The organism is Arcobacter pernae (genome assembly GCF_049472135.1).
GTDB lineage: Bacteria > Campylobacterota > Campylobacteria > Campylobacterales > Arcobacteraceae > Arcobacter_B.
Genome location: NZ_JBMOVV010000008.1, coordinates 53517 through 72398, shown reverse-complemented (window position 1 = coordinate 72398; position 18882 = coordinate 53517). Strand labels below are relative to the sequence as shown.

The 18882-nt window shown below is 30.2% G+C and carries 27 protein-coding genes; 1 reads left to right on the top strand and 26 read right to left on the bottom strand.

The annotated features are described in order from the left end of the window. Window positions 1–3: 3 nt before the first annotated feature. The 8 genes from ACH5BF_RS10235 to ACH5BF_RS10200 form a co-directional block, all read right to left on the bottom strand. The gene (locus tag ACH5BF_RS10235) at window positions 4–759 is read right to left on the bottom strand and encodes a competence/damage-inducible protein A (protein WP_423274139.1); all 756 of its coding nucleotides are present in this window, start codon (window positions 757–759) and stop codon (window positions 4–6) included. Further along, the gene (locus ACH5BF_RS10230) at window positions 759–1343 is read right to left on the bottom strand and encodes an adenylate kinase (protein ID WP_423274138.1); all 585 of its coding nucleotides are present in this window, start codon (window positions 1341–1343) and stop codon (window positions 759–761) included. Before ACH5BF_RS10230 ends, ACH5BF_RS10235 begins: the two co-directional genes overlap by 1 nt. Before the next feature lie 146 nt (window positions 1344–1489). After that, window positions 1490–3271, bottom strand: a complete 1782-nt coding sequence (locus ACH5BF_RS10225; protein WP_423274137.1) for a YgiQ family radical SAM protein — start codon at window positions 3269–3271, stop codon at window positions 1490–1492. A gap of 79 nt (window positions 3272–3350) precedes the next feature. Next, window positions 3351–5930, bottom strand: coding sequence for a chemotaxis protein CheW (locus ACH5BF_RS10220; protein ID WP_423274136.1), 2580 nt, complete (start codon window positions 5928–5930; stop codon window positions 3351–3353). 100 nt (window positions 5931–6030) lie between these two features. Continuing rightward, window positions 6031–6825, bottom strand: a complete 795-nt coding sequence (locus ACH5BF_RS10215) for a metal ABC transporter solute-binding protein, Zn/Mn family (RefSeq protein ID WP_423274135.1) — start codon at window positions 6823–6825, stop codon at window positions 6031–6033. A gap of 19 nt (window positions 6826–6844) precedes the next feature. Continuing rightward, window positions 6845–8596 carry an aspartate--tRNA ligase gene (gene aspS / locus ACH5BF_RS10210; protein ID WP_423274134.1) on the bottom strand — a complete coding sequence of 584 codons (1752 nt, stop codon included), beginning with the start codon at window positions 8594–8596 and terminating at the stop codon, window positions 6845–6847. A gap of 44 nt (window positions 8597–8640) precedes the next feature. Then, window positions 8641–9768, bottom strand: a complete 1128-nt coding sequence (locus ACH5BF_RS10205; RefSeq protein ID WP_423274133.1) for a hypothetical protein — start codon at window positions 9766–9768, stop codon at window positions 8641–8643. Further along, on the bottom strand, window positions 9765–10436 hold the full coding sequence (locus ACH5BF_RS10200) for a uracil-DNA glycosylase (protein WP_423274132.1): 672 nt from the start codon (window positions 10434–10436) through the stop codon (window positions 9765–9767). Before ACH5BF_RS10200 ends, ACH5BF_RS10205 begins: the two co-directional genes overlap by 4 nt. 128 nt (window positions 10437–10564) lie before the next feature. Between ACH5BF_RS10200 and ACH5BF_RS10195 the strand changes: the two genes are divergently transcribed. Further along, a complete protein-coding gene (locus ACH5BF_RS10195) occupies window positions 10565–10774 on the top strand; it encodes a transcriptional regulator (RefSeq protein WP_423274131.1) in 210 nt (69 codons plus the stop codon). A 133-nt stretch (window positions 10775–10907) separates the two neighbouring features. Here ACH5BF_RS10195 and infA read toward each other — a convergent pair whose 3' ends face one another. The 18 genes from infA to rpsS are packed head-to-tail and all read right to left on the bottom strand — an operon-like array spanning window position 10908 to window position 18874. Continuing rightward, complete coding sequence (gene infA, locus ACH5BF_RS10190; protein ID WP_072682044.1) at window positions 10908–11126, bottom strand: translation initiation factor IF-1; 219 nt, start codon at window positions 11124–11126, stop codon at window positions 10908–10910. A gap of 13 nt (window positions 11127–11139) precedes the next feature. After that, entirely contained in the window at window positions 11140–11904 is a 765-nt protein-coding gene (gene map / locus ACH5BF_RS10185; protein ID WP_423274130.1) for a type I methionyl aminopeptidase, read from the bottom strand. A gap of 2 nt (window positions 11905–11906) precedes the next feature. Further along, window positions 11907–13169, bottom strand: coding sequence for a preprotein translocase subunit SecY (secY, locus tag ACH5BF_RS10180; RefSeq protein ID WP_423274129.1), 1263 nt, complete (start codon window positions 13167–13169; stop codon window positions 11907–11909). Between the two features lie 2 nt (window positions 13170–13171). Further along, window positions 13172–13570 carry a 50S ribosomal protein L15 gene (gene rplO / locus ACH5BF_RS10175; RefSeq protein ID WP_423274128.1) on the bottom strand — a complete coding sequence of 133 codons (399 nt, stop codon included), beginning with the start codon at window positions 13568–13570 and terminating at the stop codon, window positions 13172–13174. Between the two features lie 4 nt (window positions 13571–13574). Continuing rightward, the gene (gene rpsE / locus ACH5BF_RS10170; RefSeq protein WP_423274127.1) at window positions 13575–14015 is read right to left on the bottom strand and encodes a 30S ribosomal protein S5; all 441 of its coding nucleotides are present in this window, start codon (window positions 14013–14015) and stop codon (window positions 13575–13577) included. A 9-nt stretch (window positions 14016–14024) separates the two neighbouring features. After that, window positions 14025–14384, bottom strand: a complete 360-nt coding sequence (rplR, locus tag ACH5BF_RS10165) for a 50S ribosomal protein L18 (protein ID WP_423274126.1) — start codon at window positions 14382–14384, stop codon at window positions 14025–14027. Window positions 14385–14394: 10 nt separating this feature from the next. Beyond that, complete coding sequence (gene rplF / locus ACH5BF_RS10160) at window positions 14395–14928, bottom strand: 50S ribosomal protein L6 (protein ID WP_423274125.1); 534 nt, start codon at window positions 14926–14928, stop codon at window positions 14395–14397. A 9-nt stretch (window positions 14929–14937) separates the two neighbouring features. Next, window positions 14938–15336 (bottom strand): 30S ribosomal protein S8, encoded by a 399-nt coding sequence (gene rpsH / locus ACH5BF_RS10155; RefSeq protein WP_423274124.1) that lies wholly within the window; start codon window positions 15334–15336, stop codon window positions 14938–14940. Between the two features lie 14 nt (window positions 15337–15350). Beyond that, window positions 15351–15536 carry a type Z 30S ribosomal protein S14 gene (locus tag ACH5BF_RS10150; protein ID WP_254577578.1) on the bottom strand — a complete coding sequence of 62 codons (186 nt, stop codon included), beginning with the start codon at window positions 15534–15536 and terminating at the stop codon, window positions 15351–15353. Further along, window positions 15536–16084 (bottom strand): 50S ribosomal protein L5, encoded by a 549-nt coding sequence (rplE, locus tag ACH5BF_RS10145; RefSeq protein WP_423274123.1) that lies wholly within the window; start codon window positions 16082–16084, stop codon window positions 15536–15538. The genes ACH5BF_RS10150 and rplE overlap by 1 nt, the downstream gene beginning before the upstream one ends. A 1-nt stretch (window position 16085) precedes the next feature. Continuing rightward, window positions 16086–16325, bottom strand: coding sequence for a 50S ribosomal protein L24 (gene rplX / locus ACH5BF_RS10140; protein WP_423274122.1), 240 nt, complete (start codon window positions 16323–16325; stop codon window positions 16086–16088). Between the two features lie 2 nt (window positions 16326–16327). After that, window positions 16328–16696, bottom strand: coding sequence for a 50S ribosomal protein L14 (rplN, locus tag ACH5BF_RS10135; protein WP_404307105.1), 369 nt, complete (start codon window positions 16694–16696; stop codon window positions 16328–16330). After that, entirely contained in the window at window positions 16696–16947 is a 252-nt protein-coding gene (gene rpsQ / locus ACH5BF_RS10130; RefSeq protein WP_423274121.1) for a 30S ribosomal protein S17, read from the bottom strand. The genes rplN and rpsQ overlap by 1 nt, the downstream gene beginning before the upstream one ends. Before the next feature lie 11 nt (window positions 16948–16958). Continuing rightward, entirely contained in the window at window positions 16959–17150 is a 192-nt protein-coding gene (rpmC, locus tag ACH5BF_RS10125) for a 50S ribosomal protein L29 (protein WP_423274120.1), read from the bottom strand. After that, the gene (rplP, locus tag ACH5BF_RS10120; RefSeq protein WP_423274119.1) at window positions 17137–17562 is read right to left on the bottom strand and encodes a 50S ribosomal protein L16; all 426 of its coding nucleotides are present in this window, start codon (window positions 17560–17562) and stop codon (window positions 17137–17139) included. The genes rpmC and rplP overlap by 14 nt, the downstream gene beginning before the upstream one ends. Window positions 17563–17564: 2 nt before the next feature. After that, complete coding sequence (rpsC, locus tag ACH5BF_RS10115) at window positions 17565–18263, bottom strand: 30S ribosomal protein S3 (RefSeq protein ID WP_423274118.1); 699 nt, start codon at window positions 18261–18263, stop codon at window positions 17565–17567. Continuing rightward, window positions 18263–18595 (bottom strand): 50S ribosomal protein L22, encoded by a 333-nt coding sequence (gene rplV, locus ACH5BF_RS10110; RefSeq protein WP_254577571.1) that lies wholly within the window; start codon window positions 18593–18595, stop codon window positions 18263–18265. Before rplV ends, rpsC begins: the two co-directional genes overlap by 1 nt. A gap of 3 nt (window positions 18596–18598) precedes the next feature. Continuing rightward, window positions 18599–18874, bottom strand: coding sequence for a 30S ribosomal protein S19 (gene rpsS, locus ACH5BF_RS10105; protein ID WP_423274117.1), 276 nt, complete (start codon window positions 18872–18874; stop codon window positions 18599–18601). Window positions 18875–18882: the final 8 nt, after the last annotated feature.

Below are 18882 nucleotides of genomic sequence, written 5' to 3'. Positions count from 1 at the left end.
CTTTTAAAAGCTAATATCTTTTAAAATATACTCTACCCTATTTTCTTCTAAATAGTCTATAAAAAGTTGAAAATGTTCATCAACCTCAACACTTTCATATCCTGCAAGAGAAAGTACTACTTTTCTTTTATCTTCTATGATTTTAGGTAAAGAAGCAAAGTCTAAATGATTTGGCATTTTTTTCATAATATCAATTAAATCATTTTCCCCACAAGAAGCTGTTAATACTCTTCTATATTTAGAAATACTCTTAGGATATAGTTTATCTAAAGCTTCAATAACCATACTTTGACTCATAGAAGGGAAACCTGGTGTAAAGAAAAATCTATCTTCTAAATAAAAGCCTGGAATGTCATTTACTACATTCTTAAGTAGTTTTGCATTTATAGGTAAATATGCCATATTTATTCTATGGGGATATGCTTCTTCTTTAAATCTATTCTCTATTTTTCTTTTTGATTCTTCTTGAAATTCCATCTTTGAATCAGTAAAGGCCTTAGCAGCTGTTTGTCTTGTATAATCGTCAGGTGTTGAGCCAATACCACCAAAACAAAACATAACTGAGTCTTTATCTTCTTTTATAAGATTGAAGATATTTAGCATTAGTTCTGGGTCATCTTCTATTACAAAAGAGGCTTTGTGTTCCCAACCTCTTTTTAATAGTTGTTCATTTAAGAAAGAAAAATGAGCGTCAACTCTACGCCCATTTAATAATTCAGTTCCTATAATAACTGAGTAAAAGTTAACTTTTTTAATCATTAAATTTTAGATTCAATAAACTCATTCATTTCAGTTACAATCTCTTCAATAGTTCCCTCACCTGAAATCACTTTATGTAAATTTCTCTCTTGATAAAACTCTTGAATCTCTTTTAAAGGCTCTGTGTAAACTCTCATTCTATTTAAAAATACTTCTTCATTATCATCAGCTCTTACAACCTCATCTTCTGCTGCTCTTCCTAGAACTCTTTTGAAAGCTGTATCTTTTGATACTTCAACTTCAATTACACTTGATAACTCAACTTCTTTTTCATTTTCTAAGTATTTATCTAGTTCTGTCATTTGTTCATTTGATCTTGGATAACCATCAATAATAACTACTTTTGTTGGAGCATTTTTAATAGCATCTACAATTGTTTCAATTGCAATATCAATAGGAACGATAAGTCCTTTTGAAATAAAAGAGTCTATTAACTGTCCCCTATCACTACCACTTGCAACCTCAGCTCTAAACATACCACCCGCAGAATAATGTGTAATATCTTCATGTTTTTGTGCGATAAGTTCAGCATCAGTAGTTTTTCCAGAACCTGGAGCTCCAATGATTAAAAATAGTTTTTTCATATATAGATTTTCCTTAAATGTGTTTTACTGTTTTTAGTGATGAGATTCTAACAAAAATGTGCTTTTATAAATGTTTTGTGATTAGAAATATTATTAAATCAAGGTATAAAACCTTGATTCAAATTTAAAAAGTATTAACTTAAAAATTACCCTTGCATTCCTGCACCAAACTCTTTTTTCTTTGTTCCACCATAATGGTTAAACTTATGTTTTTCAATAACAATCTCTTTTTGTTTCTCTTTTTTTCTAGGGTCTTTTTCTACAAATATTTTTTTCTTTGTAAATGGATCAAGACCTGTATAATACATAACAGCTGAGTATGTTCCAGGTGTTGGTGTAAATACCTGTGCTTGTTCTGGATTCATTTTAAGTTCATTTGTAGTGAAGTCTTTAAGCTCTCTCATATGCTTCTCTTCACATCCAGGATGAGCTGCAATTAAATAGTAAGTTAAGAACTGTTTCTTACCTGATTCTTTATTTAATCTATCATACATCTTTTTAAAATCAATAAGTGTTTGCTTTCCAGGTTTTCCCATATGATGAAGAACCTCATCACTTGTATGCTCAGGTGCTACTTTCATCTGACCTGAAATATGATGATCAACCATCTCTTTTAAATACTCATAACCATGCTTTTTATCAGCTGTGATTAAATCATATCTAACACCAGAAGCAACAAAGGCTTTTTTAATTCCTGGAATTTCTCTAATATCTTTTAGAAGTTGAATATTTCTGCTATGATCAACTTTCATTGTTCTACATAATCTAGTTGCATCTACACATCTTTTATTATCAACACAAGTTCCAAGCTTCATTTTCTTTTTACACTCATAACCATACATATTTGCAGTCGGACCTCCAACATCAGAGATAATACCTTTGAAGTCTTTCATTTTAGTAAATGATTTTGCTTCTTCTAAAATATTCTTTTCACTTCTAGTTCTAATTGTTCTACCTTGGTGAGCAGCAATAGCACAGAAGTTACACTCTCCCCAACATCCATGGTGAGTCATAATTGAGAATTTGATAGTTTCTAAACACTTAACTTTACCATCTTTTTTATGGAAAGGGTGTGCATCTCTTTGATATGGGAAAGATGCGATTTTATCCATTTCATCTTCATCCATATGGTCACTTGGTGGGTTTTGGATTAGGTATCGTGTATCTACTTTTTGATATAAACCTTTTGAATAAATAGGGTCATTGTTATCATAAAAGTCTCTGAAAAGATCAATATACTTTTCTTTGTCATCTAAACAGTCTTGATGAGATGGTATTTCTTTAAAGTTTTCATCAGTAGGAGCTTCTTTTGAGATATAGCAAAGTCCTCTAATATTTCTTGGATCTCCACCTTCTCTTAAAGTATTTCCTAAATCAATAATAGCTTGCTCACCCATACCATAAATCATATAGTCAGCTTTTGAATCAAATAAAATAGGTTTTCTTAATTTATTTGTCCAGTAATCATAGTGAGTTAATCTTCTAAGACTTGCTTCAATTCCTCCAAGTACAACAGGAACTGTATTTTTAAAATGTCTTCTAATTAGATTTGTGTATACTAAAGTAGCTCTATCTGGTCTTTTATTGTTTTTTCCACCAGGAGTATAATCATCAGAGTTTCTAAACTTTTTTGTTGCAGTGTAGTTTGACACCATTGAGTCAATACTTCCACCACTTACTCCCCAAAAAAGTTTAGGCTCACCTAGTCTTTTTATATCAACATCAGAATCAACATCAGGTTGTCCTATGATTCCAACTCTTAATCCTATGTCTTCTAAAATTCTTCCAACAACTGCAATTCCCATGAATGGTGAATCTATATATGCATCACCTGTGATTAGAACAACATCAAGTTCGTCCCAACCACGCTCTTTCATTTCAGCTTTAGTTGTTGGTAAAAATTTATTTGGTTTTTTATTATGGCTCATTATATTTTCTTTTAAATTTATTTGTATTTATATTTTTCGTATTGTGCCACAATATGTTTTAACATATACTATAAAGACTCTACCCTACCCTTTGCGTCAGGTTATCATCGATTTTCTTAATATCTAAAATCATTGCAACTTTTGATTCATTGTTTTCTGTGATATCAACTAAACTTTGAACTAATGTTCCTGAACCTAAGAAGTGATTTTCTATATGTTGAATAGAACTTCTTTTTACAACACTAATACTTTGCAGTGTTGAAACCATTATTCCAATACAGTGTTCAATATTATCTTTATCATATTCAAATAAGATTATATTATTTAGCTCATCATTACTTACATCTACATTGATAAAATCTCTAATATCTAAAACAGAAATAAGTCTATCTTTATATAAAACCATTCCTTTAAAAGGATTATTTTTATCAATATCTATTGACTCTTCAAGTTCATCAATAGATATTGATTCTAGTACATTTTTTGCTTCAACTGCTAAAAATTTATTACCGATATTAAAAGTTGCTAACTCTGTACTATCTTCGTCAAACTTTTTATTGTCATTTTGATTTGTAAATGTATTATTTTTATTAGAAAGCATTCTATTACTATTTTCAATATTTCCAATTTTTATAAATACAAAACATAAAACATCATTTTTATAATCATCAACTCTACTTTTGTACTCTCTATATCCCATTGAACATCTAACACCAACAGCATAATAACAACCATCATATTCAATAATTTCACTGTATTTATGACCATTTTCAATTGAGAAAAACTTATCTTCAATATCTAAGAAACCATCAATTTCAAATTTCTCATTTGTAGATGAGATGATTTTTTTTGCTCTGTTTGTAAAAAGTGCAAAAACTCCACTTTTGTTTTTTGGAAGTGTTTCATCAAGCATTGCATGAAACTGTGGAGTTGAATCAAATACAATTGCAATACCACCATTTATTTGCTTCTCATTTTTAAAAGACCTAATCGCAGCACAATAAACATATGTTGGCTCATTATTATAAAGATTTGTTTTATCAAACTTTGATACAGTATATTTAGAAGTATCACTTAAAGTTAGAGTCTTTCCTACCCACTCTTGAGATAAAACTTTTCCTACTAAATACTCATCTTTTTCATTTGATACAGCTATTACTTTTCCATCTTTATCAAAAATAAGAAGATTTGTATACACTGTATATAAATCATTTATGTATTTTAAAATTGAACTAATTTCATCTTTTTTATGAGCAATTGAGTTCATATCATCTAAAGCTTCTCTAAAATAAGAAGTTAAAGCCCACCATCTACAATCATTTGCTCTTTCATAAAGGTTTCTATCCATAATATCAATAGCTAAAGAAGATAAAAATTCACTATCTTTTAAAATTGAAGTAATAATAGTTTGGTTCAAATTTTCTAAAGAAGAGTTTGCTTTAATACCAGTGATTCCAATCTCATTTAATAAAGATTTTGAGAAACCTCTATTTGAAGAGTTTAATTTACTTTGAGCAATATTACCATTCCAAATTACACGACTAAGATTATCTTGAATAGTTCTACTTTTATTAAATACATCTTTTAACTCTTTTGAAAAATGTTCTTCATTATCCATCATAGCTTCAATGATGTTATCATCTGTATCAATAGGATTTAAATCATCACTTAAAAAAGCATATTCAATTGGTATCATAATATGCCCATACCATTTAAGTCCTTTAAACCCTTGATAACCATTTGTCTTACAAGTTTTAGCTATATAATCTCTTCCTGAAAAAGTCACAACTTTATAGTCTTCATTTAAAACAATTGGTAGCTTTGAACCAAGAGGAATATACTCATTATCACTTGAAGCAATAACACAACCATCTTTATCTAAAATAGTTAAAGCCTCTTTATTTCTAGTATCAATTAAGTTTTTAAAGATACCTTTCATTTCATCAGTAAATCTAAAACAAAGACAAAGAACTCCTAAGTTCTCACTACTTGGGTCATTTGTTTTTGTAACTTTATATGAATAAACTAATGTCTTTTTATATTGGGGAATAAAATCATGATGCTTATATGTCTCAACATATTCATCACTTGTATTTAAAACTTCTTGAATAAAACTATTATCTATTTTATCAACTTTGTTTGTTTCATCAAGTCTAGCAATCACTTTACCATTTGGATTAGCTAGTACAATATCAAAATATACTGAATATTTAGCTACATACTCTTTAAATCTTTTTTGGATTTGTTTTTTAAGTTCTAAACTCTCATCATTATAATCTGATACATAATTTTGTATAAAGTTTCTAATATCATCATCTGTTGCCAAAAAACCAATATCAGCTGTTCTTTCAAATAGGTTTCTAATAACAACATCAATAGCAACTTGTGATTTAAACTTCATCTCTGCAGTAACTTTTTTTATAGTCTCTTCACTTAAGTGATTTAATAGTGTTGATGTAAGATTTAAAAAATTCTCTTTTGTCTTACCAATATCAATATTAATATCCCCTAATTGACCAAGAAGAGCAAAAATATCCCAAGAAGAACTAAGTCTTCCCAACTCTTCTCTATATTTATCTACATCTTCAATATGTTTAATAATAGGATACAAGTCTTTTTTAACATTTATACCTTTATAATTTATAAACTTTTTTGACATACTACTTCTCCCAATTTGTATACATTTATTATACACATTATGGAAGAAATAATTTTTATAAGGGTGTATACTTTTTATACTCTTGTATAATTTTTTATAATTAACTTGATAATTTTTTAGATAGGTTTTCTAAGTTAAAAAAGAACAACTCTTCGAAAATATCATGCTCTTTTATAATAATATTCATTTTTCCTGCTAAGGACTTTGCATATGGTTTAGAATCTTTATTTTGAATTAATATAGCTTTTATCTCTCTTGAACTTGTATAGTTTTCAATCTTTTCAATATTATGTGCTTTTACAATCTCTTTTTTTCTTTTATATAAGTTTAATGAAAATCTATTCGCAAAGTAATCCCAATAATCATCAAATACATAGATATTATATATTTCACTTGCATAAAGATTATCTCTTATATCTAAAAAAAGTTTATCTAGTTTAACTAATAACATTTCATAATTTCTTCTATAATGGTCTTCATTTATTGAATCTAGTTCAACTAAATAGTTCAATATATTTGTAGCCACATCTCTTAAAAGTAAAGGATCAGTCCAAATATATGGATTTATCTCTCCCGTTTTTGTCTTAAGTTTTTTAATTCCTTTTGACAAATCATAAATTTTTATTTGAGGATTAATTTCTTGAAGTTTTGAAATATAAGTTTTCTCAATGTCTAAACCAAAATGAAAATATGCTCTTGTTTGAGCAAGTCTTGAAAGGTCTGAATATTTTAAATCAACAGGTTTATCAGTATAGTATAGTGTGATTTTTTTAGCTCTTACATAGTTTTGAGCTATTTTTTTAATAAAAAACTCTTCTATTGGCATATAGACAGTTATTTGAAACTTACTAAATGCCAATAAAGGAAGAATTAGTAAAAAAAGAGTTTTTTTCACAATTCTTACCTATTAAAGATTATTGTTCTATTTTTCTAATTCTTAAGCTTAACTCTTTTAATTGTTCAGCATCAACATCACTTGGTGCTTGAGTTAATAAACATTGAGCTTTTTGAGTTTTAGGGAATGCAATAACATCTCTAATTGAGTCAGTTCCCGCAAGTAACATAATCATTCTATCAAGACCCATTGCAAAACCACCGTGAGATGGTGCTCCATATTGAAGTGCATCTAATAAGAATCCAAATTTCTCTTTAGCTTCTTCATCAGAAATTCCCATTAATTTGAATACTTTTGCTTGAATCTCTTCTTTATGAATTCTGATTGAACCACCACCAAGCTCTGTACCGTTTAATACGATATCATATGCAATTGATTCAATATCTTCAATATCTTCAATATTATCTAAATCACATTTTTCTAAGTTAGGCATAGTAAATGGATGGTGTAATGCTTTTGTTCTTCCTTCTTCAACTTCAAACATTGGGAAATCAACAACCCATACAAACTCATAAACGTCTGCTGGAATAATTTCCATTTGTTCTGCTAAGTAAAGTCTAAATCTTCCCATGTAATCCCATACAGTTTTCTTATCACCTGCACCGAAGAATACAACATCACCAACTTCTAATTCAGTTGCTTTAACAATAGCTTCTAAATCTTCTTCAGAGAAGAATTTAGTTAAAGGACCTTTTAATCCATCTTCTTTCATTTGGAAGTAACCTAAACCTTTAGCTCCAAACTTTCTAACGTAATCTTCGAAACCTTTCATTTGTCTCTTAGAGAAGATATTATCTCCATTTGGACATCTTAAAGCCTTGATTCTATTGTTTTTTGTATCTTTTGCAATATCAGCAAAAATTTCATTTGTAGAGTTAGCAAAAATATCAATAACATCTACCATAGCCATATCAAATCTTAAATCAGGTTTATCAGAACCATATTTTTCCATAGCATCTGCATAAGTAATTCTTGGGAAAGTAGATGGTACTTCTTTTCCACAAGCTGTAAATACATCATAGATTAATCTCTCAGCTACTTTAATTACATCTTCTTGATTACAAAAACTCATTTCAACGTCTATTTGAGTAAATTCTGGTTGTCTATCAGCTCTTAAATCTTCATCTCTAAAACATTTTGCTATTTGGAAGTATTTATCAAATCCAGATACCATTAATAATTGTTTAAATAATTGAGGAGATTGTGGTAATGCATAAAATTCACCTGGATGTACTCTTGATGGTACAAGATAATCTCTTGCTCCCTCTGGTGTTGATTTTGTTAAAATTGGAGTTTCAACATCTAAGAAACCTAGTTCATCTAATGTATTTCTAACTTGAATAGTTGCTTTTGATCTTAATTTGAAAATATCAAACATTTTTGATGATCTTAATTCTAAGAATCTATTTCTTAATTTAATCTCATCATTTACTTTTTCATCATTTAAATCAAATGGCATTGGCTTAGATCTATTTTCAATTACTAATTCATCTAAAACTATTTCAATCTTACCAGTAATTAAATTTGGATTTTCTAATCCCTCACCTCTTTCTCTTACTTCACCAGTTGCAATTAATACAAACTCATCTCTTACACTTTCAGATTCTGGTAAAACTTTTGGATCTGCTACTAATTGAACTATTCCACCCTTATCTCTTAAATCAATAAATATAATTCCACCGTGGTCTCTTCTACTGTTTACCCAACCAGCAACAGTAACCTTTTCCCCGATGTTCTTTTCAGTTACTTCTGTACAATAATGCGTTCTCAATTCAAAACTCCATAAATATAAATATGCGCGATTTTATCTAACTTTTACTTAATTTCTAAAAAACCAAATCTAGTGGTTTTATACAACTTAGGTTCATAAATAACCTGATTTTCTTCAATTTTTGTATTAATTCCATTTGATTTACTTGATTCAAATAAATAATTAATTCCAACTAATGTTGAATAATCAACCCAATTGTATTCAACATCAGCACCAAACATCTCAATAGTATCAATTAATTTATCATCAACTTTATCAATAGAACTAGCAACAACAAAGTTACTTCTATCTTTTTCTTGAGTTAATGCAATAATCTTAGGATTAAAGTTTAACTGTGTAGATAAAATCACTTTGGGCTCTGTTTCATATGCTCTTAGTTGAGATAAAATTATTGATGTTTTAACAAGTTTAGTATTTAAAAAAAGAGTTGAATTATTTAATTTATAATCTTTTACAATTCCTTTAAAATAGTTTCTTTTATTTTTAATAAGCTTTGTAACTTTTGTAAGAGGAACTTGTTGTTCATATTTCTCTTTTAATCTTTTTCCAATATAAGATTCTTGATAAAACATTGTATGATTAATATTAGAATATTCGATTAATTTTTTTATCTGTCTATCATATGAAATAGCGCCATAAACAAAATTTTCACTAAAAGTTTCATATTCATCTTTATTATTTAATGGTAAATAAACATTTAAAGAAGAACTATCTAAACTATGTAAAGTCCCTAAGGCATTTGGTGTAAATAAAGCTATAACTTTTGCGAAACCATCTGATTTTAAATCTTCAAAAGCTTTTGTGATATTTTGAGGCGTTTCATCTTCTGTATCATATATTTTAACACTATAGTTCGCTTTCATAAAAGATAAATAACCTAAGATTGTATTAACAGAACTTTTAGCATATGAGCCTATTAATTTAGAAGGATATACAACAGCGATTTTTACAAATTTTGATGACTCTTCTAATGCAAACTCATTTTCTTGAATAACTAAAGGATCAAATACTTCTACCTCTTCAGTAACTTTTTCACCTAATTCAAAATCATTTGTAATAGGTTTTCCAAGTTGCTCACTGGCTTCATTTGGAATATCAATTACTACTTCTTGTTTTGGCGTACAACCAATAAATATAGCTGCAATAAATATAATACTTAATAACTGTTTCAATTTAAAGACTCCAATTGATTTTTAATTTTTAGCATATCAACATATGCATCTTTTTTAGATGAGGGATTTCTAAGTAAAAAACTTGGATGAAAAGTTGGTATTAAAACCATATCCTTATAATTTATAGTTTGACCTCTCAACATATTAATATTAACATCTTCATTTGTTAAATACTTATATGCGTTTTCACCTAGTGTTACGATTATTTTAGGTTTTATAAGCTCAATTTGTTTAAATAAATAGGTTTTACATAAATTAGCTTCATTACTAAAAGAACTTGTATTTATAGGTTTACACTTTAAAATATTTGCAAAATAAACTTCTTCTTTTTTTATATTTAAAACGTTCTCAATCATTTTTGTAAGAAGTTCACCTGTTTTTCCAACAAGTATTTTTCCTGTTTCATCTTCAATAGATGATGGAAAATCTGAAATAAACATAATTTTAGCATCACTATTACCACTTGAAAAAACAGTATTTTTTCTTGTTTTAGATAGTTCACATAAGTAACAATTTTCAACACTATTTTTTAAAGCTTCAATATTATTAGGTAATTTAAATCCATTTATCTCAGTAGATATAAAATTTATTGGCTCATGATACGAGTAACCAATAGATTTCAAAAACTTTAAATGATGTAATAATTTATATTTAGTTAATTTTGTCATGTAAAATTGTACAAAAAACTTACTTTGTTAACTATTTATTCCAATATTTGGAACAATATTATAAATTTTTATTGACTTTTGTTCCAATATTTTATAAAATATTTCAATTCTTTATAAGAAAGGTTAAAATGACTACTCCAAGTCTTAGAAAATTAGAAGAGGATTTAGAAGTAAATAAAACTACATTACATAATTGGAAGAAAAATAGACCTAAGCTTTATGAATTTATAATAAATTCCTATAAGGATAAGGAACTACTAAAAAATAATCTTGAAATACTTATTAAACAAAAAGAAATAATTGAACATGAGATTAATCTAACGAAGAAAAGAGTATAATAATAATATATAAAGCTATGAAGCCATAACTTTTAATAAACTTTTTAAATTGCGCGAAATATTAATTGTTAGAGGCTTCATAGTTTTGTATATTTTATGAAACCAAAAAAAGAATAAATAAGGAAAAAATTCCTTATTTATATCTGTGAGTAATTCTACCTTTATCTAATGAATAAGGAGTAATTTCTACTTTAACCTTATCACCTGGTAAAATTTTAATGTAGTGCATTCTCATTTTTCCTGAGATATGACATAATACTACATGGCCATTATCTAATTCAACTCTAAACATTGCATTAGGTAAAGCTTCAATAACCTTACCATCAATTACAATTACATCATCTTTTGCCAATTTTTGTGTCTCCCTAGTTTTCAACTGTACTTAAAATAACTGCTTTGCCATCAACAACAGCAACAGTATGCTCGTAATGACTCCCTCTTAATCCATCTTTAGATACAACATCCCAATCATTTTCTAAAATAACAGGTTCTCTATCTTTATGACAAATCATAGGTTCTAAACAAAATACCATACCATTTTTAATTTTTGGTCCAGATTTTGGACTACCATTTTCTAAGTAGTTTGGAATTTCCGGCTCATCATGAGGCTTCTTTCCAATACCATGACCACAGAATCTTACAAGTGGTTGATAACCTCTTGCTACAATAAAGTCTTCAATAGCTTTTGAAAGTTCTTTAAATCTCATACCTTCATGAATAATATCAATAGCATAATATAAAGAGTCTTTTGCACAAGCAATTAATTCTTCATCTTCTTTTGATATTTTTCCAATTGGCATAGTTATCGCAGAATCACCATACCATCCATCAACTTCTGTTCCAATATCAAGGCCAAGTATATCACCCTCTTTTAAAACAGTATCATCTGGTATTCCGTGAATAATTACTTCATTTAAAGAAGTACAAATTGCATTAGGGAAACCATAAAGACCTTTAAATGATGGTCTTGCCCCTAAATCTCTTAAGAATTTTTCACCCATGGCATCGACTTCTAATAAAGTCATGCCAGGTTTTACGTTTTCATTAAGATAATTAAGTGTTTTAGCAACAATTTCATTTGCTACTTTAAGTTTAGCTATTTCGTTAGGTTTTCTAATTGGAATAGCCATTTTTATAGACCTACTGCACTTAATGTTTCATATTTATTTGTATATTGTTGTGCTTCAATTTTTCTCATTGTATCAATAGCAACTTGAACAACGATTAGTACTGCAACACCACCAAAATAAAATGGAACACCCATTCCTTTTACAATTAACCAAGGAACAGTTGAGATAGCACCTAAATAGATAGCTCCCCAGAATGTTAATCTACTTGCAACTTCATTTAAGAAATCAGCTGTACTTGCTCCTGGTCTAACACCTGGAATAAATCCACCTTGTTTCTTTAAGTTTTCAGAAATATCTTTTGCATTAAATGTAATACTTGCATAGAAGAATGCGAAGAATACTACAAATAAAAACATAAATACGTTAAAAGTATAAGAACTTGGGCTTAAGTAATCAGCTATAACCAATAAGTACTCATTTTGTGAACCTTGTAACACTGTTGCAGGGAACATTAAAATTGCACTAGCGAAAATTGCTGGAATTACACCTGATAAGTTAACCTTAATAGGTATATAATTCATAACTCTTTTCTTTTGATTTTGCATCATAACTTTTCTTGAATATGATACTGGAACTCTTCTTTCACCTAACTCAACATAAATAATTGCACCAACAGTAGCTAAAATAATAACTAAGATTGCAATTACAGTTAAGAAGTTCATTTGCCCATTATTAACTAAATCAATAGTACCACCAATTGCACTTGGAATTGCAGAAACAATACCAGCGAAGATAATTAATGAAATACCATTTCCTATACCTTTTTGAGTGATTTGTTCACCAATCCACATAAGAAGCATAGTACCAGTTAACATTGATACAGAAGATACAAATATAAATGTATTCATATCGATTGAAATTGCACCTTGCCCATTTTGACCAGTTAAAGAGTTTAATCCCATTGATACACCAATAGATTGAATTAATGTAATAACAATAGTAGTATATCTGATGATTTGCATATATTTTTGCATACCATCTCTCTCTTTTTTCATTTTACCAAGTGCAGGGAAAGTTGCAGCTAACAATTCCATAATAATAGAAGCTGTGATGTAAGGCATAATTCCTAGTGATATGATAGACAGTCTTTCAACTGCGTTACCACTAAACATATTAACAAGACCTAATGCATTGTTTGCATTTGAATCGAAGAATTCTTTAACTACGTCTATGTTTACTCCAGGTACTGGCACGTATGCCAGTAACCTGTATAGTAAAATAAAACCTAATGTAATAAGAATCTTATTTATTAGATCTTTACTCATAACTATTTTCCAGTAGTTGTTACGTTTTCGTCTTTAATTTTAGATGCTAAATCTTTAGCAGTTGCTCCAACTAATTTAACTTTCACAACTGATTTAGATAATTTGTATACAGATTTGATTGACTCAACTGTAATCTCGTCAAGTGTAGCAATAGCTTTAACTTTATCAGCATTGATAGAGTAAGGCTTAGCTACTCTTGAGAAGAATCCAATCTTAGGAAGTCTTTTTTGCATTGGCATTTGACCACCTTCAAATCCTCTCTTGATCTTGTAACCAGATCTAGATTTTTGACCTTTTTGACCTCTAGTAGCAGTCTTACCCATTCCTGAACCTTGACCTCTACCTACTCTCTTTCTGTTTTTTGTACTACCAGCTGCTGGTTGTAAATTTTCTAATGCCATCTTACTATCCTTTGATTCTTGCTAAAGCTTCAACTGTAGCTTGTACAAGGTTGTTTGGATTATTTGAACCTAAAGATTTTGCAATAATATCTTTAACTCCAGAAAGCTCAAGAACTGGTCTTGCAGCTCCACCAGCGATAAGTCCTGTACCCTCTGATGCTGGTTTTAATAATATTTTAGATGAATTATATTTGTGCTCAATATCATGTGCAATAGTTGTACCATGAATATTAACTTTTACTAAAGATTTAAATGCATCATCTAAAGCTTTTTTAATTGCATCAGGAACCTCTTTTGCTTTTCCTGTACCAAATCCAACTGTTCCGTTTTTATCTCCAACAACAACTAAAGCTGTAAATCTGAATCTTCTACCACCTTTTACAACTTTTGTTACTCTTCCGATTTTAACGATTGCTTCTTGAAAATCTTCTCTATTTACTGCCATCATTAACCCTTATAATTTGATACCGTTAGCTCTAAGTGCATCAGCAAATGCTGCAACAACACCATGGTAAAGGTATCCATTTCTATCAAATACTACTGTTTCAATACCAGCAGATTTTAAGTTCTCAGCGAATTGTGCTGCAACTTTCTCTGCGTTCTCTTTAGTTGCTCTTAATCCCATATTTTGAGAACTAACAGCTGCTAAAGTAACACCTTCAACATCGTTAACCGCTTGAGCGCTTAAGTATTTGTTAGATTTAAAGATTGATACTCTTGGCTTATCAGCAGTACCAAAAATTGATCCTCTAACTCTTCTTTTTCTTTTTGCTCTTAATGCATTTTTCTTTGCTAGATCTTTTGCTCTACTCATCATTCACACCTTACTTCGCAGTTTTTCCGGCTTTTCTAACGATATGCTCGTCAGTATATTTAACACCTTTACCTTTGTAAGGTTCTGGTTTTCTAAAGCCTCTAATAATTGCAGCAGCTTGACCAACTTGTTGTTTGTCTGCACCTTTAACGTGAATTAAGTTTTTCTCAACAGTAACTTCTAATCCCTCTGGGATATCGTAATTAATTGGGTGAGAGTATCCTAATTGTAACTCTAAAACTTTACCTTTAACAGCAGCTCTATAACCAACACCGTTGATTTCTAAAGATTTTTGGAAACCTTTATCTAAACCTTCGATAGCGTTGTTAATTAATGCTCTGTAAGTTCCCCAGAAAGCAGCTGATTCTTTTTCTTCACCAACTTTTCCTAAAACAACTTGATTTTCAGCAGTTTCTACAGTTACTCTTCCGTGTGTTTCAACAGGAATAGTTTTGTTACCTTTTTTTACGTTTACAATAGTACCATCAACTGATACTTCAACCCCTGAAGGGATTGCGATAGGTTTTTTTCCAATTCTAGACATTACACTCTCCTACCATACTGTACATAGTACTTCACCACCAACTTTAGAAGCGTAAGCTTCATCGTTAGCGATAACACCCTTGTTAGTTGTAACAATGATTGTACCATATCCATTTTTGAAGTTTTTTAATTCATTAAAAGGTTTGTAAACTCTTCTACCTGGTTTAGAAACTCTTTTAATTTCGTTAATTACAGAGTTATCATTATCATCATATTTTAATGTAACCTGAACAGTTCTCTTGTTGTTTTCACCTTCGATAACTTTGTAACTTTCAATGTATTCTTTTTGTTGTAATACTTCTAAGATTCCTACAACTGTATTTGAATGTAATAATGTTGCAACGTCTAATTTTCTCATTGCAGCATTTCTAATTCTAGTTAAAGCATCTGCGATTATATCATTCATCATAGCTTATTTTCTCCCTACCAACTAGCTTTTCTAACACCTGGTAATAAACCTTCGTTAGCCATTTTTCTTAAACAAACTCTACAAAGTCCGAAGTCTCTGTATACTGAGTGTGGTCTACCACACACTGAACATCTTGTGTATGCTCTAGAAGAGAACTTAGGAGTTCTCTTTTGCTTAGCAATCATAGATTTCTTTGCCATTACGCTCTTCCTTTTGTAAATGGAATTCCTGCTAACTCTAATAATCTAAATGCTTCAGCATCATTATCAGCACTAGTAGAAATTGAAATATTCATACCGTGAGTTTTGATAATATCATCATAAACTACTTCTGGGAACATTAATTGCTCATCTAAACCGAAGTTGAAGTTTCCTCTTCCGTCAAAACCATTTCTGTTTAAACCTTGGAAGTCTTTTACTCTTGGTAATGCAATAGAACATAATTTGTCTAAGAATTCATACATTCTCTCACCTCTAAGTGTAACTTTAACACCTACAGGGTAACCTTCTCTTACTTTAAAACCAGCAACTGATTTTTTAGCAATAACTTTAACTGCTTTTTGACCAGCAATTAAAGAGATAGTATCTTGAATGTTTTGCATTAATTTACTATCTTTCATAGCTTCACCCGCACCAACAGAGATAACTACTTTTTCTAACTTAGCAGTTAACATTTTGTTTTTTGGGAATTCAGTTTCTAATGCTGATTTAATTTCTGCATTATATTTTTCTAATAATCTTGCTGCCATCTTACTCACCTTCTACTTTTGCTACATTTGAAACGTCAATAGGCATTTCTTTGTTTACAAAACCACCTTCTGGGTTTTTCTCTTGATCAGGCTTAACAGTTTTTTTAGCAACTTTACAATCTTTAACGATTACTTTCATTTCTTTTGGTAATACAGCTAAAACTTCTCCAGTTTTACCTTTGTCATCACCAGCGATGATTTTTACAGTATCACCTTTTTTGATTTTTAATTTAACTGCCATAATTATAATACCTCCGGTGCAAGTGAAACGATTTTCATGAAACCTGAATATCTTACTTCTCTAGCAACAGGTCCAAAGATTCTTGTACCAATTGGGTCTTTTTTAGCATCTAAAATAACTGCTGCATTGTCGTCAAATCTGATTAATGAACCATTTTCTCTTTGAACTTCTTTGTGAGTTCTAACAACTACTGCTTTAACTACTTGACCTTTTTTAACTTTTCCAGTTGGTAAAGCTTTTTTAACAGAAGCAACAATTACATCACCTACAGATGCATATCTTCTTTTAGATCCACCAAGAACTTTGATACACATGATTTCTTTAGCACCTGTGTTATCAGCTACGTTTAATCTTGTAAAACTTTGAATCATTACTTAACTCCTGTAGCAACAATAGTTTTTAATCTGAAAGACTTAGTTTTTGATAAAGGTCTACACTCAACAGCGATAACTTTGTCACCTTCATTTAATTCGTTTCTTTCATCGTGAATTAAATATTTTTTAAATCTTTTTACAGTCTTGTGATATCTTGGGTGTAAAACGTATCTAGTAACTAAAATAGATGCTGTTTTATCTCCAGATTTTTTTACCACTACACCTTGAATCTCTCTTTTATGTGTCATACTTTGGATCCTTAGTTAGCTTTTGCTGCAGTCATAGCTGTTTGAATTCTAGCGATATCTTTTTTAGCCGCTTTTAATTCAGATGTATTTGTTAACTGCATAGTTTTTAGCTTCGCTTTTAATTCAAAAAGAAGCACCTTTTTTTCTTTTAATAACTCTTGAAGCTCGTTAAGGCTTTTGTCTTTTAAATCAGTATAGTTCATTTTCGCTATCTCTTGTTACAATTTTAGTTTTAAATGGTAATTTATGTTGTGCTAAAGTTAAAGCTTCTCTTGCTAACTCTTCAGATACACCTGCCATTTCAAAACAAATTCTTCCAGGCTTAATGTTCATAACCCATTTATCAACAGCACCTTTACCTTTACCCATTCTTGTTTCTAATGGCTTAGCAGTAAGTGGCTTATCTGGGAATACAGTAATCCAAACTTTCGCTTGTCTTTTAACTTTTCTTGTCATAGCAATTCTGGCAGATTCGATTTGTCTTGAATCAATTCTTCCGTGCTCAGTTGCCTTAAGACCGATTTCACCGTATGCTAAAGAGTTACCTCTATGAGCTTTACCTCTATTTCGGCCTTTCATCATTTTTCTGTATTTAGTTCTTTTAGGCATTAACATGATTATTTACCTCTTCTTTTAGATGGTCTTCTCTTTTGCTTAGGCTCTTCAGTTCTTTCAGCAGGAATACCTTTAGCTAAAACTTCACCTTTGAAGATCCAAACTTTAATACCGATACAACCGTAAGTTGTATGAGCTTCAGCGAATCCGTAATCAATTCTAGCTCTTAAAGTATGTAAAGGAACTCTACCCTCTAAGTACCACTCAGTTCTAGCCATTTCAGCTCCACCAAGTCTACCAGAAACAGATACTTTAATACCTTTTGCACCAGATTTAAGAGCGTTTTGCATAACTCTTTTCATAGCTCTTCTAAATGCAACTCTTCTTTCTAATTGTTGAGCAACATTTTCAGCAGCTAATTGACCAGAAAGTTGTGGCTTTCTCTCTTCTTTAATATTAACAGCAATTTCTTTTCCAACTAAGTTAGAAAGACTTACTTTTAATTTTTCAACGTCTGCACCTTTTTTACCAATGATGATACCAGGTCTAGCAGCAACGATTGTAACTCTGATTTTCTTAGCAGTTCTTTCAACGATAGTTTGAGCAACACCTGCGTAGTATAACTCTTTCTTAACGAACTTTCTAATTTTATCATCTTCAGCAACGTTTGCTGGCATGTTGTTGAACTTAGGAAACCATCTTGATTCCCAGTTTCTATTGATACCTAATCTTAAACCTATTGGATTAACTTTTTGACCCATTACTTATCTCCTTTTTCAGCAGCCGCTACTTCAATCATAATGTGTGCAGTTGGTTTGTGCTTAGGTGATGCACTACCTCTAGCTCTTGGAGTAAATCTCTTAAGAACTGGACCTTTGTCAACTCTAGCTGAAGTAATTACAGCTTCTTCTGGCTCTAAACCAGCATTTGCTACTGCAGATGCAATAACTTTTGAGATGATTCCAGCAGCTTTGTTAGGAGTAAATTCTAAAGATGCAATAGCATACTCAGCATTCATACCTTGAACTTCTCTAGCAATTAATCTTGCTTTTGTAGGAGAAAGTCTAATAAATTTTAATATTGCTTTACCCATTGATTACGCCTTCTTCTGTACAGAGCCTTTGTGACCCTTAAATGTTCTAGTTGGTGCAAATTCACCTAATTTATATCCAACGTGGTTCTCTGTAATATTTACAGGAACAAAGTTTCTTCCATTGTGCACATTAAAAGTTAAACCAATCATATCAGGTAATACCATTGATCTTCTTGACCAAGTTTTAATTGGTTTTCTATCATTAGCTTCATTAGCTTTGATAACTTTTTTCATTAGGTGTGCATCTACAAATGGACCTTTTTTAATTGATCTTGCCATCTTTTAAA

What these genes read in the sequence shown, in the direction of transcription:
- ACH5BF_RS10220 (WP_423274136.1), bottom strand. Translation starts at nt 5,930, where the DNA reads ATGTCAAAAAAGTTTATAAATTATAAAGGTATAAATGTTAAAAAAGAC.
- rpsS (WP_423274117.1), bottom strand. Translation starts at nt 18,874, where the DNA reads ATGGCAAGATCAATTAAAAAAGGTCCATTTGTAGATGCACACCTAATG.
- ACH5BF_RS10200 (WP_423274132.1), bottom strand. Translation starts at nt 10,436, where the DNA reads ATGACAAAATTAACTAAATATAAATTATTACATCATTTAAAGTTTTTG.
- secY (WP_423274129.1), bottom strand. Translation starts at nt 13,169, where the DNA reads ATGAGTAAAGATCTAATAAATAAGATTCTTATTACATTAGGTTTTATT.
- rplO (WP_423274128.1), bottom strand. Translation starts at nt 13,570, where the DNA reads ATGGCATTAGAAAATTTACAACCAGCAGCTGGTAGTACAAAAAACAGA.
- ACH5BF_RS10225 (WP_423274137.1), bottom strand. Translation starts at nt 3,271, where the DNA reads ATGAGCCATAATAAAAAACCAAATAAATTTTTACCAACAACTAAAGCT.
- rpsQ (WP_423274121.1), bottom strand. Translation starts at nt 16,947, where the DNA reads ATGACACATAAAAGAGAGATTCAAGGTGTAGTGGTAAAAAAATCTGGA.
- rplE (WP_423274123.1), bottom strand. Translation starts at nt 16,084, where the DNA reads ATGGCAGCAAGATTATTAGAAAAATATAATGCAGAAATTAAATCAGCA.
- ACH5BF_RS10235 (WP_423274139.1), bottom strand. Translation starts at nt 759, where the DNA reads ATGATTAAAAAAGTTAACTTTTACTCAGTTATTATAGGAACTGAATTA.
- rplX (WP_423274122.1), bottom strand. Translation starts at nt 16,325, where the DNA reads ATGGCAGTTAAATTAAAAATCAAAAAAGGTGATACTGTAAAAATCATC.
- rplN (WP_404307105.1), bottom strand. Translation starts at nt 16,696, where the DNA reads ATGATTCAAAGTTTTACAAGATTAAACGTAGCTGATAACACAGGTGCT.
- rplF (WP_423274125.1), bottom strand. Translation starts at nt 14,928, where the DNA reads ATGTCTAGAATTGGAAAAAAACCTATCGCAATCCCTTCAGGGGTTGAA.
- rpsE (WP_423274127.1), bottom strand. Translation starts at nt 14,015, where the DNA reads ATGGCAGTAAATAGAGAAGATTTTCAAGAAGCAATCGTTAAAATCGGA.
- rplR (WP_423274126.1), bottom strand. Translation starts at nt 14,384, where the DNA reads ATGAGTAGAGCAAAAGATCTAGCAAAGAAAAATGCATTAAGAGCAAAA.
- ACH5BF_RS10150 (WP_254577578.1), bottom strand. Translation starts at nt 15,536, where the DNA reads ATGGCAAAGAAATCTATGATTGCTAAGCAAAAGAGAACTCCTAAGTTC.
- rpmC (WP_423274120.1), bottom strand. Translation starts at nt 17,150, where the DNA reads ATGAACTATACTGATTTAAAAGACAAAAGCCTTAACGAGCTTCAAGAG.
- map (WP_423274130.1), bottom strand. Translation starts at nt 11,904, where the DNA reads ATGGCTATTCCAATTAGAAAACCTAACGAAATAGCTAAACTTAAAGTA.
- ACH5BF_RS10230 (WP_423274138.1), bottom strand. Translation starts at nt 1,343, where the DNA reads ATGAAAAAACTATTTTTAATCATTGGAGCTCCAGGTTCTGGAAAAACT.
- rpsC (WP_423274118.1), bottom strand. Translation starts at nt 18,263, where the DNA reads ATGGGTCAAAAAGTTAATCCAATAGGTTTAAGATTAGGTATCAATAGA.
- rplP (WP_423274119.1), bottom strand. Translation starts at nt 17,562, where the DNA reads ATGTTAATGCCTAAAAGAACTAAATACAGAAAAATGATGAAAGGCCGA.
- rplV (WP_254577571.1), bottom strand. Translation starts at nt 18,595, where the DNA reads ATGGGTAAAGCAATATTAAAATTTATTAGACTTTCTCCTACAAAAGCA.
- ACH5BF_RS10195 (WP_423274131.1), top strand. Translation starts at nt 10,565, where the DNA reads ATGACTACTCCAAGTCTTAGAAAATTAGAAGAGGATTTAGAAGTAAAT.
- rpsH (WP_423274124.1), bottom strand. Translation starts at nt 15,336, where the DNA reads ATGATGAATGATATAATCGCAGATGCTTTAACTAGAATTAGAAATGCT.